15 protein-coding genes are annotated in these 12886 nt (G+C 55.1%); 4 read left to right on the top strand and 11 right to left on the bottom strand.

The genetic code is table 11. The features are described 5' to 3' along the window. Window positions 1-2: 2 nt before the first annotated feature. From QWJ10_RS20135 to QWJ10_RS20125, 3 genes are read right to left on the bottom strand one after another with little or no spacing between them, the layout of a single operon-like run. Window positions 3-2246 (bottom strand): molybdopterin cofactor-binding domain-containing protein, encoded by a 2244-nt coding sequence (locus tag QWJ10_RS20135; RefSeq protein ID WP_289929390.1) that lies wholly within the window; start codon window positions 2244-2246, stop codon window positions 3-5. Beyond that, the gene (locus QWJ10_RS20130) at window positions 2243-2725 is read right to left on the bottom strand and encodes a 2Fe-2S iron-sulfur cluster-binding protein (RefSeq protein WP_289929388.1); all 483 of its coding nucleotides are present in this window, start codon (window positions 2723-2725) and stop codon (window positions 2243-2245) included. The genes QWJ10_RS20135 and QWJ10_RS20130 overlap by 4 nt, the downstream gene beginning before the upstream one ends. Further along, window positions 2722-3972: a cytochrome c gene (locus QWJ10_RS20125; RefSeq protein WP_289929386.1), complete on the bottom strand. Its 1251-nt coding sequence runs from the start codon at window positions 3970-3972 to the stop codon at window positions 2722-2724. The genes QWJ10_RS20130 and QWJ10_RS20125 overlap by 4 nt, the downstream gene beginning before the upstream one ends. Before the next feature lie 266 nt (window positions 3973-4238). Between QWJ10_RS20125 and QWJ10_RS20120 the strand changes: the two genes are divergently transcribed. Beyond that, window positions 4239-4745: a hypothetical protein gene (locus tag QWJ10_RS20120; protein ID WP_289929385.1), complete on the top strand. Its 507-nt coding sequence runs from the start codon at window positions 4239-4241 to the stop codon at window positions 4743-4745. A 40-nt stretch (window positions 4746-4785) separates the two neighbouring features. Here QWJ10_RS20120 and QWJ10_RS20115 read toward each other — a convergent pair whose 3' ends face one another. The 6 genes from QWJ10_RS20115 to ttcA form a co-directional block, all read right to left on the bottom strand. Then, window positions 4786-5106 carry a hypothetical protein gene (locus QWJ10_RS20115; protein WP_010794746.1) on the bottom strand — a complete coding sequence of 107 codons (321 nt, stop codon included), beginning with the start codon at window positions 5104-5106 and terminating at the stop codon, window positions 4786-4788. A gap of 70 nt (window positions 5107-5176) precedes the next feature. After that, the gene (locus QWJ10_RS20110; protein WP_125889620.1) at window positions 5177-5728 is read right to left on the bottom strand and encodes a C40 family peptidase; all 552 of its coding nucleotides are present in this window, start codon (window positions 5726-5728) and stop codon (window positions 5177-5179) included. Between the two features lie 72 nt (window positions 5729-5800). Next, on the bottom strand, window positions 5801-6445 hold the full coding sequence (locus QWJ10_RS20105; RefSeq protein ID WP_289929378.1) for a C40 family peptidase: 645 nt from the start codon (window positions 6443-6445) through the stop codon (window positions 5801-5803). A gap of 70 nt (window positions 6446-6515) precedes the next feature. Then, complete coding sequence (locus QWJ10_RS20100) at window positions 6516-7280, bottom strand: NAD-dependent protein deacylase (protein WP_289929375.1); 765 nt, start codon at window positions 7278-7280, stop codon at window positions 6516-6518. Beyond that, window positions 7277-7948 (bottom strand): DNA-3-methyladenine glycosylase I, encoded by a 672-nt coding sequence (locus tag QWJ10_RS20095; protein WP_289929373.1) that lies wholly within the window; start codon window positions 7946-7948, stop codon window positions 7277-7279. Before QWJ10_RS20095 ends, QWJ10_RS20100 begins: the two co-directional genes overlap by 4 nt. Before the next feature lie 16 nt (window positions 7949-7964). Next, window positions 7965-8789 (bottom strand): tRNA 2-thiocytidine(32) synthetase TtcA, encoded by an 825-nt coding sequence (gene ttcA / locus QWJ10_RS20090; protein ID WP_019366962.1) that lies wholly within the window; start codon window positions 8787-8789, stop codon window positions 7965-7967. A gap of 100 nt (window positions 8790-8889) precedes the next feature. Here ttcA and QWJ10_RS20085 point away from each other — a divergent pair, with 100 nt between their 5' ends. Then, on the top strand, window positions 8890-9501 hold the full coding sequence (locus tag QWJ10_RS20085) for a DNA-J related domain-containing protein (protein WP_010794752.1): 612 nt from the start codon (window positions 8890-8892) through the stop codon (window positions 9499-9501). 88 nt (window positions 9502-9589) lie between these two features. Continuing rightward, the gene (locus QWJ10_RS20080; protein ID WP_019366960.1) at window positions 9590-10090 is read left to right on the top strand and encodes a SprT family zinc-dependent metalloprotease; all 501 of its coding nucleotides are present in this window, start codon (window positions 9590-9592) and stop codon (window positions 10088-10090) included. A 51-nt stretch (window positions 10091-10141) separates the two neighbouring features. Here QWJ10_RS20080 and QWJ10_RS20075 read toward each other — a convergent pair whose 3' ends face one another. Further along, window positions 10142-11473, bottom strand: a complete 1332-nt coding sequence (locus tag QWJ10_RS20075) for a dicarboxylate/amino acid:cation symporter (protein ID WP_010794754.1) — start codon at window positions 11471-11473, stop codon at window positions 10142-10144. Window positions 11474-11858: 385 nt separating this feature from the next. Between QWJ10_RS20075 and QWJ10_RS20070 the strand changes: the two genes are divergently transcribed. Next, complete coding sequence (locus tag QWJ10_RS20070) at window positions 11859-12569, top strand: 4'-phosphopantetheinyl transferase superfamily protein (protein WP_289929366.1); 711 nt, start codon at window positions 11859-11861, stop codon at window positions 12567-12569. A gap of 43 nt (window positions 12570-12612) precedes the next feature. On the opposite strand, the gene QWJ10_RS20065 is transcribed toward QWJ10_RS20070, so the two are convergent. Next, the gene (locus tag QWJ10_RS20065) at window positions 12613-12828 is read right to left on the bottom strand and encodes a hypothetical protein (RefSeq protein ID WP_010794756.1); all 216 of its coding nucleotides are present in this window, start codon (window positions 12826-12828) and stop codon (window positions 12613-12615) included. Between the last annotated feature and the right edge of the window lie 58 nt (window positions 12829-12886).

The following is a 12886-nucleotide window of genomic DNA, read 5'->3' as shown; positions in this document are numbered from 1 at the left end:
GCTTATGCGTGCATGGCATTGGTCAGGCGCGCTCTTGTCAGAGGTACCTGCCGCAGCCGTAACCCTGTCGCATCGAATACCGCGTTGGCAATAGCGGCAGGCACTGCAGCAGACGTTGCTTCACCTGCCCCAACAGAAGGCTGGTCCGGCTGATCGAGCAAGACGATGTCAATCTCTGGCACTTCATGAAAGGCCAGCACGGGATAGGCTCCCCACTCAAGACTGGTCACACCGGTAGGGTTGAACGTCACTTCCTGCTTGAGTGTACGGGCGATCGCCTGAATCACATTCCCCTCAATCTGATTCCTAACACCGTCCGGGTTGATGATGAGCCCGCAATCATGGGCAACCGTCACGCGTCTGACCCTTACTCCGGCTGAACTGACATCCACATCGGCGACTACGGCCACATAGGCATTTTCGTTCTCGTATTGAACGTAACTGATCCCGCGGCCCTGTGCGGATTGGCCTTTCCAGCGATCAGGACCCTGCTGTCGAGGCGTCCAGCGAGCCTGCCGGGTGGCCGCTTCAAGCACGGCACGGCCGCGAGGATCCTGCAGATAACGCAGTCGAAACGCCAAGGGATCAACCGACACGGCCCAAGCCAGCTCATCCATGAAGGATTCATTGGCAAAGGTGTTTGCTACCGCTCCCAAACCACGCAGTGCAGAGGGCCGTAGCGGCGAACTCAAGGGGTCGATCCAGTGCGTTTCAACCCGACAGTTCACCAGGGTGTAACTGGTGGGCGCGTTACGGTCTCCCCCCGCGTTGGGCCCCTGGACGGCCAGTCCCCGAGAGAGTTGCCCAGCCAACAGGGAAGCAGCTCCCGCCTTAGCGCTGGGCCGGGTGACATGGGTAGGCGTCCAGTTCTGGAAGTGCCACGCCACAACGTCACCAGATGCGTTCATCCCTCCCTGCAGCTGCATCAGCATAGCCGGACCCTTGGGGTTCCAACCGTGCTCGTCAGCCCTGGACCACTGTACACGTACCGGACGACCACAGTGCCTGGACAGCAGCGCAGCATCACCCGCGACGTCGTCCGCCCCATTATGTCCATAGCACCCTGAAGCCTGACTATAAATGACATGCACGGCGTGTTCGTCCATGCCTAGCAGATCGGCCAAAGCCGACCGTAACGGATAAATGCCTTGAGTACTCGACCAAATGGTTGCCGCGTCAGCTCGTACATCGGCAATAGCGCACGAAGGGCCAATCGAGTCGTGGTTTTGAAAAGGCCAGCGGTACTCAGCCGAGATAACCTGGGCGGCTTGTTCCATATGCTCGATGACATCGCCCTGCTCGACCAGCACCTCAGGCTCGCCGGCCACATGGCGTAAGCGGCCGTACAAATCGCCAGGGTTCGGCAACGTGGAGGTATAGCTCCACGTCACTTTGAGCGCACGGGCAGCCTGCATGGCCACCCATTCCTGCTCTGCAACCACACCCACGAAGTTGCCTTCATAGACCAATTGCGCGCCTGCCGGTAGTTCACTGGCATCAAGGTGCTCGATTTTTAATCCATCCAGACGGCTGGCGCCCGTTATCGGAGGACGAATCACACGCCCATGCACCATACCCGGGACAGTTAGGTCATGAACGTAACGAAACTGGCCGAAAACCTTGGCAAGAATATCCACTCGCGGTATGGATTGACCGACGACTCGATAGCTTTCGACCGCTCGAACACTAGCAGTCTTATCTATAGAACGTTCAAAGGCACCCTGCGTCAGCAGGTCGGAATAACGAACATAACGACCTGTTGGATCGCCTCGGTAGACCACACACCCATCCACCGTATCGAGCACCGACGTATCGAGCCCCAGGCGATGTGCACCCTCATTAAAAAGATAATGCCGGGCTGAAGCGGCAGCCTGACGCAATTGGGCACCACCCACCTGAATCGTCTTGCTCCCTGCTGTGATGCCCTGGTTGGGCGTCAACTGTGTATCACCCTGAATCAAACGAGTAGACTCGAACGAGACGCACAATTCATCTGCCACAATCTGGCGCAATGCGGTCTCAACCCCGGTTCCCAGCTCCACCTTACCGCTATAGATAATGACGTAGCCATCCTGGCGAATAGCCAACCAGGCGTCGAGCTGCCTGGCGTCCAAAGTTTTCTGCACTTGCTCGGCCGAAAGGTCAGGCGTCAATAGCTCGGCAGCCCGAACACCGTTAAAGCTGAACCCTACCACCAGAGCGGATAAACCCTGGAGAAAACAACGGCGCGACACCAGAAAAGTCATAAGCGCTCCTCGCCCTGGCGCATGACGCCTGCGGCACGCTGGACTGCCTTGACGATGCGCGTATGTGTTCCGCATCCACACAGATTACCGGCAAGCGCCCGTTTGACCTGCTCGTCGGTTGGCGAGGTGTTTTGAGAGAGCAATGCCTGTGCACTCATCAACATGCCTGGAATGCAATACCCACATTGCGCGGCCTGCTCATCGATGAACGCCTGCTGCAGAGGGTGTGGTCGGTCTGGCGTGCCCAGGCCTTCAACGGTCACGATAGCCTGGCTTGCCAGTGAGCCGACCGGCACGCAGCAGGAGCGTACAGGGCGACCGCCTGCCAGAACCGTGCAAGCCCCACACTCACTAAGACCGCATCCGAATTTAGGGCTCATGATGCCCAGCTCGTTGCGCAGCACATACAACAGTGGCACCTGCGGATCGACATCGATCTCGTAAGCCGCGCCGTTGACATTCAATTGATGGATTGTCATTGCCCGGCTCCTGCTTCTCGTTGACGGGCTACATCCTGAGCCGAAAACACATGGGTATGGCCACCGAACCGGTGGCCGATATAAGTGGCCAGACTTGCAATCTGATCATCATTCAAGAGTGCGCGGTAGGCAGGCATAAAAGCCTCATCCTGCATCCCCTTCCGCTCAATCCCTTCAAGCATGACACGAATGAGGTTTGTTCCATCCGGGTCGCGCACAGCCGAGTAGTTTGGAAAAGAGCGCGGATAAGGCCCTCCCAGCCCTTGTCCATCGGGATGATGACAGCTCTCGCATAGCGACACGAATAACGCTTCGGCGTCTGTATTGCCCTGCGTTTCCGGCTTCACGCTTATTTCGGCATGCGTTGGTACGGTGCCCGGCTTTGCAGGCACGCTACGCAAATACGCCACCATGGCCCGCAGGTCTTCGTCCGTCAAAAACCGCAGGCTACCGCTGACAACCTGTGCCATGGGTCCGCCCGCTACCGCCTCCCCACGCTGATGACCATTTCGCAAGTAATTCATCAGCTTTTCGTCACTCCAGTCACCGATACCACGAGGGTCAGACGTGATATTCCAGGCCGTCCATCCCTGCTGGCGCGCACCAGCATAGTGTAGAGAGCGATCCAACCCCTGACTCCAGGTACGGGGCGTATGGCATTCCCCGCAGTGCCCTAGCGCCTCGCTCAGATAAGCGCCACGGTTGATCTGTTCGTTCGAAGAAACCTCGTTGAAACGGCCTTCACGGAAATTGAGTAGCTTCCAGCCCTTGATGATCCAACGCTGATCGAAAGGAAAACGCAGCTCATTGGCAGGCGGCGTATAGACAACGCTTGGCCGGGACCTTAGATACGCAAGGATAGACAGAACGTCGTTACGGGATAATTGGGTGTAAGCCGTATAGGGAAACGCCGGGTACAGATGTGCGCCATCAGGCCGTATGCCTTTATGCATGGCATTGAGAAACTGGTCGTCGCTCCAGGCACCGATACCAGTCGTGTTTTCAGGCGTGATGTTAGTAGAGTAAAGCGTACCGAAGGGAGTGATAAAGGCTACGCCACCGGCGAAGGGCAAGCCGTCCTTACGGGTATGGCAACTCTGACAGTTTCCCAACTGCGTCAGGTATTCGCCCCGTTTCGTATCAATGCTTGCGCCCTCTCCCGCCCAGACAGGGCCATTGAACGCGGCGAGTAATAAAAAAGGCAGGGCTTTACACAAAGCCCGCCCTAAAGGTGGGCTTGACCCCATCGGCTATCGTCCTATTTTTCTATTTTTCACCTGCCCCGATGCAATGGGACGACAGCTGCGATTCGACTCGCCAAGATAAAGGCCACAAGCGGTGTGTGCAAGCCAAATGGACCAAAACGGATTCAGCAAGCCTGGCGGTCATTATCAAAACCTCAGACTTGTCACCTGCCCAAAATTTACGTACTGCTTACACAAGCCAAACACTTTTTGCAGTTCAACTGGGTAGGGTGCCTTTCCATGATTGCGCATACAACATGGGAGCACATATGCATCTTTTTTCTCTCAGCAAAACAGTTGTTGGCCTCGCAGCTATAGGCATAGCCAGTCTTGCTACGGCAGAGCCGCTTCACGGGCCTGGTCCCGGACCAGACTGGCGTGCTCCACACAATGCCGGTCCGGCCTTCAACCCAGGCCCCCGACATGGGCACGGGCTACCAGACTTTGCGCGAGAGGTCTGGATAGGCAGTGCACTCTACTTTTTGGCTGCAGGTACTTACTATGTATGGAATGCCGATCAACAGCGCTATATCGTTGTAACACCACCTGTTCCTACAACAGTCAGTACACAAAGTTATGACGTCATCGCCTACCCGGCTCGCGGCCAGACGCCCGATCAGCAGGCTCGGGATCGATATGAATGCCATAGCTGGGCGGTCACTCAAAGTGGCTTTGATCCAGCCACCGCAACGGCAGCACCGCCAAGCGCAACTACGGATTATTATCGTCGCGCATTGACAGCCTGTCTGGCTGGACGTGGTTATAGCGTCAATTAAAAGAAGGGAAACAAACTATTCTAGCTAACCCGCCCAAGCGTTACCGTTTGGGTACAAAGCCGTCCGGCTTTCGTGACAGCCACTCCACGAATGTTCGTATCCGCTCATCCTCCATGAGGCGCTCACGGCTGTTGTAGGTAAGTGCTAACGCTTTCTCGTCAAACGTGGCATGAATGTGGTTATGGCACGGACGACATACCCACAGCGTTGCCGTAATACGCTCTATACGATCAAAGCGCTTTTGCACGTAGGGCTTGTCATGCAGGGACTTGGGAATCAGATGATGCCGAGTGAGAGGAGCCTTTCGTCCGCAAAGTTCGCAGGCATCAGGCTGGGGTGGCAGTCGAATCGCGTCTGGCATGAACGGGAAGGAAAATGTGTGTTTCCATCAGATTCAACCGATCCACCTGGAGTTCAAAGCGCCTCTGGTATCAGAGGCGCCCGCCAGCGGCACTGCTGGCCAGGTTAGGTGTAACCAGTACACGTTTGGCATCCAGATAGGACTTCTGCCAGTAACGGGTACTGAGGCTGTCTAGTCTTACCGTTCCGCCAGTACTGGGCGCGTGTACGAAGCGCCCTTCACCCACATAGATTCCCGCATGACTGACCTGCTTGCCTCCAGCCGTCGCAAAGAAGACCAGGTCACCGGGCTGCAAGGCCGATTGAGAGATAGAAGGCGCGTTGAGAGTGATCATTTCCCGCGTGGAGCGCGGCAAGCGAATCCCCATGACGTCGCGGTATACGAAATTGATCAGGCCACTGCAATCAAAACCGCTGTCGGGCGTGTTTCCCCCGTAACGGTAAGGCGTCCCAACCAGCCCTATTGCGCGAAACAGAACGTCATCGGCGGCCTGTGAATGGGTATCAAGCTGAACCCTGGAAACAGGCACTGCCGCAGGATGAGGAGAAGGCGGCGGAGTGCCGGCACAGGCGGCCAGCAGAATGGTCAGAGCAGTTAGTGCGATACGAGCCAAAGCAGGCATAGGACAATCCATTCACTCTTGCATTCCACCTCGATCGCGCAGCGTTGAACGCGCTACGCGATCAAAGCCCTGTTAGCGCAATATGCGCTTTCCTTCGAGGAAGCTGACCTTCCAGTAATGGTCTTCAAGACTGTCTACACGAACACCGCCACTGCGATGGCTCGAGGAATGAATGAACTTCCCCTCGCCCATGTAAATGGCTGCATGACTGACACGACCGCGGCCGTTGTGATTGAACAGCAGAATGTCGCCTGGCTGCAGGTCGTTCTTGCTGACAACAGGTACATCAAGATTGATGATCTGGCGGGTTGAGCGTGGCAACTGGATACCGGCTTCCTCACGGAAGACATAATTGACGAAGCCACTGCAGTCAAAACCCTTGAGCGAGCTTCCGCCAGTGCGATAAGGCGTACCGACAAGCTCTTCGGCGCGGGTCAGGATGCTATCGGCCAGAGTCGGCATCGGCTGCGTGGAGCCAACCTCATGCTCCCAGCTCAAAGGCTGACGGGAGGCATGACCACCCCCACGGGTAGCGTTGCTGGAAAGCCAATGAACTGGCTGAGCCGATTGCTTGCTTTCAACAGCGGCCGATTGTTCCCGGGCTGGCTTTGAAAGCTGTGCCTGTTCAGGCTTTTGTTGTTGTGGAGCGTTGGCGCAAGCCGCCAACAAAGCAATAAAACTTAGGGGCACGAGGGGTGCTAAGCGAGTCCGTAGCATGGGCACGACCGTGTCATAATTCAAAAGTTGCGACACTTTGCCGTTTACCCAACGAACAGGCAAGAATTTTTTAATCGGACATGTGACTTAAAATAATCGATAAAACGTCTACGGCCCTTTTTTGGAGCCTGACTGTCACCGATGCACTCAAATCAGTCATGGTTGGATTGATTTCGGCAACAAAACCTCCGTTGTTGAGGGTCTGCAAGGCTGGCTCGATGACATACGGGAAACTGGCGGTAGTGCCTATGAGGAGCACAACGTCATAACCGATAGCATTCTGCTGCATCAGAGTAGATACCGCTCTGGCAGGTAAAGCCTCCTCAAACAGCACGACGGGCGGTCGTAAAACACCCCCGCAACGGTCACACCGTGGCGGCAGGGAATGACCAATTTTATCAGCAACAGGGATATTGCCTGCCTCGCAGGCCGAGCAAAACAGTGGCCCCATCTCACCATGGATCTCTATGACTCTGTCCATGGGCGACCCGGCTCGCCGGTGAAAACCATCGATATTCTGGGTCAGCACCCAACACTCAGACTTGCGCCGCTGTAACTCGGCTATGGCCTCGTGACCTGCATTGGGTTGAGCGCTAAGACAAGCCCTGCCCAACTCCGCCAGATACTTCCAGCAGACATCCGGACGGTGTCGAAACATCGTACCGGAGAGCGCAGCCTCGATAGGAATGCCCTCTTCAGTTTTTCCGTTATACAGCCCATTGAGACCGCGATAGGTAGGCAGTCCAGAGTCTGCCGAAAGCCCAGCACCTGTTATCACAAGAATCCGCTGAGCGCTTTCAAGCGCCTGGGCCACCTGTCTTATCGTGTCCGTCAATGATTTACCGTATGCGCGAGCATGACCGAAAGCTGACACAACGGCCGCTTGCTTTCCGCCTGCCATTGATTGAAGGCGGCCTGCATGGCAGCCCGATCACGCTGACTGGTCGGCTCCTTGTCCATAACGTTTTGAGCTTTGAGTGCAGCCACAACGTCCTGCGTGGCAACGAAAGTGTCCTTGCCCGCCATTCTCAAAAAACGCGGTGCCGAAAGCCCTCCCATCTGGCTACCTCGCCGAGATAAAAGCTGCCAGAGTCCCACAATATCCTCTGAGGGCCAATTCCCCAGAAATTGGCCAAAGTCACCCTGTTCCCGTTGGATATCCAGGATGAACTGCGCATTACGGGGAACGCTTTTCAGCTTCCCCAGATGCCGGATTAGACGCGTGTCCTGCATGAGCCGCTCCAGCCATTCGCCGCCCATCAAGACGACCTTTTCTGGATCAAAGCCAAAGAAAACCTCTTCGAACGCAGGCCACTTGGCGTCTACCAGGCTGTGCTTGAGACCCGCACGAAATATTCGCCGTGTCATCAAGGACAAATAGCGGTCAGCAGTCACTTGGGCGAGCGCTTCGGCTGATGCGGGCTGGGGTAATACCGCTTCAAGGGCTTTGGAAGAGCCGAAGCGGTTCAGGCAAAACTCATGTAGCCAGGCATAGTCACGCATTGGAGAACACAGTACCTCAGAGATTCATGACATCCAGAAAACGCGGTGTAGCGTCCTCATCGATGCGCAGGTTCACAAAATCGAACAAATTACGGTCGGCCAGCTGCGAAGGAACTACATTTTGCAGAGCCCTGAACATAATTTCGGTGCGCCCCGGGGTCTTGCGATCCCACTCCTGAAGCATCTCCTTGACTACCTTGCGCTGCAGGTTTTCTTGGGAGCCGCACAGGTTGCATGGAATGATCGGGAACTGCTTGAGCTCTGCGTAGGCTTCGATGTCCTTTTCGCTGCAATACGCGAGCGGACGGATTACGACATTGCGTCCATCGTCTGCCAAAAGTTTAGGCGGCATTGCCTTGAGGGTTCCGCCATGGAACAAATTAAGGAAAAAGGTCTCTACTATGTCGTCCCTGTGATGGCCAAGCGCCATCTTGGTCGCTCCAATTTCGTCGGCATAGGTATAAAGCGTTCCGCGGCGCAGACGCGAGCAAAGCGAGCATGTCGTTTTGCCTTCGGGAATCTTTTCCTTGACGATCGAATAGGTGTCCTTTTCGATGATGTGGTAAGCCACACCGACGGATTCGAGATAAGCCGGCAGTACGTGTTCGGGGAAGCCTGGTTGCTTCTGGTCCATATTGACCGCAACGATCTCGAATTTGATAGGCGCGACCTTTTGCAGGTAAAGCAACACATCAAGCATGGTATAGCTGTCTTTACCACCAGACAGGCAGACCATGACCTTGTCGCCATCTTCGATCATGTTGAAATCGGCGATGGCTTCGCCAGCCAGACGTCGCAAACGTTTCTGGAGCTTGTTCTGATTGACAGAAAGGGTGCTCATGGATGAATCCAAATCAGGAAATGCACGAAAAGGACTATTTTACGCGTAAAGCACGGTTTCCCCTACCCTGCCCTGTACAACCCGCTTATTGGTATGGGCTATGACTGCTTTTCAACCAGCCCCGAATGAAACGCTCATTCATCAATTGCATGCATTGCTCAAGGCGGCCCCTGCAGGGTTATCGGAATACGATGTGATTCAGCGCTTGAGAGCGGACCGGTCACCCTTTGTGCCTCAAGAGCCGCTGCTGGATAAACTGGTACTGTTTCGCACGCACTTCGTCTTGTTCAATGCCTTGTATACCCTGCGCGATCGACTATGGGCCAATGCCAGCGCCCATCTTGAAATCCATGCGCTACGCATTCAGCTACAGGATTATCGCCGTGCAAAACCCGGCCTGATCGTAGCGGATCCTTTGCGCAGCTATTATCTGGATCTCGAACAGCTCGACACGACCACGCTGGAAGACGTAGAGGCGCTACTAGAGAGCTTCTGGACTCGCCAGAATGATGAGGGTGGCATCAAGTCTGCCTTTGCGCTGCTGGATCTGGACGAGTCTGCTTCATACTCAGCCATCCGCCATCGGTACCGACAGCTGGTTAGCCGTAACCATCCAGATCGTGGAGGCTGTACCGCAACTCTGCAGTCACTCAATGGGGCAATGGAAGCGCTCAGGCGCCATCATTTGCGTAATGAGAGCATCAATCAGTAATTAGCTGTCCGGGCTGCTTGCCGGTAAGCGGCCCACTTAGGCAGCCGATGCGCTTTGACGCATAATAGGCTCGATACGGAGAAAGCGAATGTCTCAAGCCTTACTCGCTCGTGTCGAAGACTGCTATCAGCTGGCCGAGCAATTTTTCAAAAAATCGTTTATTCGCCCCGACGTGAGCCTTCGCCTACGAGGACAGAAAGCCGGGGTTGCCCATCTGCAGGAAAACCGCCTGCGCTTTAACGAGGTGCTCTACAGGCAGAATCAGGAGCATTTTTTAAAGCATACCGTTGCCCACGAAGTGGCCCATCTGGTAGCTCACCAACTATTTGGCAGTCGGATAAGTCCGCACGGCAAAGAGTGGCAACTCATCATGCAGGGGGTATACGGTCTGCCACCAAGCAGATGCCATACCTATGCAATTGAGCGTCCGGCACGGAAGGTCTACCTCTATCGGTGCGGCTGTTCGGAAAGCCCTTTTTCCTTTACCGCGCGCCGACATGGACTGGTCAAGAAAGGGTATCGCTACTCCTGCCGTCGCTGTCAGAGTCCGCTGACTTACACAGGGCAAACACGGCTCGACAATGAATGACGAACAAGCAATAAAAAGCCCCGTCTAGGCGGGGCTTTTTATTGGGAGAGATCAAGCCACCTTGTGGGCTTCTTCTTCCTCTATACGCGTCGGGCCATTGGCCAGCTCACGGTGCAGTTGGCCCTCATCCAGCTGGTTACACCATTTAGCAACCACAATGGAGGCGACACCATTACCTACCAGGTTGGTCAGTGCACGAGCTTCGGACATGAAGCGATCGATACCTAGAATCAGGGCCAAACCCGCAACAGGCAAGTGACCCACCGCGGACAAGGTTGCAGCCAGGACGATGAAACCACTACCAGTTACACCTGCCGCACCCTTGGAGGAGATCAGCAGCACGAGCAACAGCGTGATCTGATGCGTGATATCCATATGGGTGTTGGTTGCCTGAGCAATAAACACAGCCGCCATGGTCAGGTAGATGGATGTGCCGTCCAGGTTGAACGAGTAACCGGTGGGAATTACCAGGCCAACCACTGACTTCTGAGCGCCCAGTTTTTCCATCTTGGTCAACATGCGTGGCAGTGCAGACTCGGAGGAAGACGTACCCAGCACGATCAGCAGTTCTTCACGGATGTACTTGATGAACTTGAGAATGCTGAAACCGTGGGCACGGCAAATGGCGCCTAGCACGATAAGCACGAACAACACGCAGGTTATGTAGAAGCACAGCATCAACTGGCCGAGCTGAACTAGCGAGCCCACACCGTATTTGCCAATCGTGAAGGCCATGGCGCCAAAGGCACCGATTGGAGCCAGCTTCATGATGACATTGATGATATTGAAGAATACGTGAGAGATGCGATCGATGAAGTTGAAGATCAGCTCGCCTTTCTCTCCCAGACGATGCAGGGCATAGCCGAATAAGACAGCAAAGAACAGCACCTGAAGAATTTCACCCTGGGCGAACGCATTAACCACCGTCGACGGGATGATGTTCATCAGGAACTCAATGGTACTCTGCTTTTCACCAGCAGCCGCGTAAGCAGCGATACCCTTGGTATCCAGAGTGGCAGGGTCAACGTTCATGCCAGCGCCCGGCTGGACAACGTTTACAACAATCAGACCAATGATCAGGGCAATGGTCGACACGATTTCAAAATACAGCAGCGCATAACCGCCGGTTTTGCCGACGGCCTTCATGCTCTGCATGCCGGCAATCCCTGTTACAACGGTACAGAAGATGATCGGCGCGATCACCATCTTGATCAGCTTGACGAAACCATCACCTAGCGGCTTCAGGGCAGCACCGGTATCCGGGTAGAAGTGACCAATCAAGATACCGATGGCAATAGCCACCAGAACCTGAACATACAAGGACTTATACAACGGGGGTTTTGCAGCAAGAGGCACTGCGGTTGCTTCAATTTTAGCTGTCATGGGAGTGATTCCATGGTGCTTACGCTCACATCCTTGCGATACGTCAAGCCAATCGCGTTCTGCCCCTCATCCAGGGAGCTTTTGTTGTGGATTAAGGCCATGCCTTGATCTTGCCATATACAATGCAAGCCATGTGCCACTCCCTCAGATAAAAGAAAACTCGATATTTTTCATAGCCTTAGCTACTGAGAAGTATGAATAAAGAGGTTCAAGAGGCGGATATTCGCCCAAGGTGGCGGTTTTCCCCCTGAGGTATTTGGGGGAAAACCGCCACAGCAGAGGTTGGCATTGCCGATAAAAAGCTGATCATGCAACACCTGTCCGATGCCAATGACTGACTGTAGCGTCGCTTGGCGGATGAGATGCAGCGCGGCAGAATGCTTTCATGACTACTCTCTATCCTGGCAATATTCTTCCAACCTTGTACTGGCCGTTTCCAGTTGAGCGACTGGGCGTGGCTCTATACTCCACGCGCTTTATCCCTACCTTGTTAACCGCCGCGGATTTCGACTGCCTTGACATGGCGCTGCCCCCGTCATTGCTAAAGGCCGTGCCGAAGCGGCAGACCGAATTTCTGGCTGGACGATTGTGCGCACGAGCATCGTTAGCTGAAATAACAGGAGCCGTGGAAACGCCACACGTAGGGAAAGATCGTGCACCTGTATGGCCGAGAGGCTTCTGCGGCTCCATTACTCACAGTCACGGCTGGGCAGGAGCAGCAACTGCGGCAACCAGGCACTGGCAAAGTATCGGGCTGGACGCCGAGACGCTGCTGGCTCCAGGACGTGCAGCGAGGCTGGCCAGTGAAGTGCTGACGCCCCGTGAGCATGAAAGCCCTGATGCTGAAAGCGCCTTTTATGTCACTGCAGTCTTTTCGCTCAAGGAGAGCCTCTTCAAGGCGCTTTATCCGCTGACTGGCGTTCGCTTTTATTTCCAGGATGCCGAACTGGTCGAATGGGATCCATCCGGCTATGCCCGGTTACGTCTCGCCAAGACGCTTTCACCTTGCTGGCAAAAGGGGCGGGAGCTTGAGGCCGTGCATGTGCTCGAAGAGCAGCGCTTTCTGAGCATGATCAGAGTGCCTGCTGGAACCTAATAAAAAGCGGAGCCTAAGCTCCGCTTTCGTCACGGCTTGCCCTTCACATCATCATGCTGCGGGCATCGGCTACAGGTGCCGGTGGAATGGGATCAGGTACGGTGGGCTCGCCAGGCTCAATGGGTTGCGATGGCGGAGAAATAGGCTCAGTCGGAACACCAGGCTCAATAGGCTGGTCTCCACCCATCCATACTGGAATGAAGGCCAGAATGGTTTCGTCCTCTTCCACCTGTCGTACGACTTGGATACTCAAGGTCATAGCTTGCTCTCCTACTCGACCGGTCTTACCGGATTCATCCGGGCTGTAATGGATAGAG

The sequence above is a fragment of the Pseudomonas sp. WAC2 genome, assembly GCF_030403525.1.
Taxonomy (GTDB): domain Bacteria; phylum Pseudomonadota; class Gammaproteobacteria; order Pseudomonadales; family Pseudomonadaceae; genus Chryseomonas; species Chryseomonas luteola.
This window is presented reverse-complemented; position numbering and strand designations above follow the sequence as displayed.

Bases quoted from the DNA above. Each gene is read 5' to 3' on its own strand.
- QWJ10_RS20080 (WP_019366960.1), top strand. From the start codon at position 9,590: ATGTCTCAAGCCTTACTCGCTCGTGTCGAAGACTGCTATCAGCTGGCC.
- QWJ10_RS20105 (WP_289929378.1), bottom strand. From the start codon at position 6,445: ATGCTACGGACTCGCTTAGCACCCCTCGTGCCCCTAAGTTTTATTGCT.
- QWJ10_RS20085 (WP_010794752.1), top strand. From the start codon at position 8,890: ATGACTGCTTTTCAACCAGCCCCGAATGAAACGCTCATTCATCAATTG.
- QWJ10_RS20130 (WP_289929388.1), bottom strand. From the start codon at position 2,725: ATGACAATCCATCAATTGAATGTCAACGGCGCGGCTTACGAGATCGAT.
- QWJ10_RS20135 (WP_289929390.1), bottom strand. From the start codon at position 2,246: ATGACTTTTCTGGTGTCGCGCCGTTGTTTTCTCCAGGGTTTATCCGCT.
- ttcA (WP_019366962.1), bottom strand. From the start codon at position 8,789: ATGAGCACCCTTTCTGTCAATCAGAACAAGCTCCAGAAACGTTTGCGA.
- QWJ10_RS20120 (WP_289929385.1), top strand. From the start codon at position 4,239: ATGCATCTTTTTTCTCTCAGCAAAACAGTTGTTGGCCTCGCAGCTATA.
- QWJ10_RS20115 (WP_010794746.1), bottom strand. From the start codon at position 5,106: ATGCCAGACGCGATTCGACTGCCACCCCAGCCTGATGCCTGCGAACTT.
- QWJ10_RS20125 (WP_289929386.1), bottom strand. From the start codon at position 3,972: ATGGGGTCAAGCCCACCTTTAGGGCGGGCTTTGTGTAAAGCCCTGCCT.
- QWJ10_RS20070 (WP_289929366.1), top strand. From the start codon at position 11,859: ATGACTACTCTCTATCCTGGCAATATTCTTCCAACCTTGTACTGGCCG.
- QWJ10_RS20065 (WP_010794756.1), bottom strand. From the start codon at position 12,828: ATGACCTTGAGTATCCAAGTCGTACGACAGGTGGAAGAGGACGAAACC.
- QWJ10_RS20095 (WP_289929373.1), bottom strand. From the start codon at position 7,948: ATGCGTGACTATGCCTGGCTACATGAGTTTTGCCTGAACCGCTTCGGC.
- QWJ10_RS20075 (WP_010794754.1), bottom strand. From the start codon at position 11,473: ATGACAGCTAAAATTGAAGCAACCGCAGTGCCTCTTGCTGCAAAACCC.
- QWJ10_RS20110 (WP_125889620.1), bottom strand. From the start codon at position 5,728: ATGCCTGCTTTGGCTCGTATCGCACTAACTGCTCTGACCATTCTGCTG.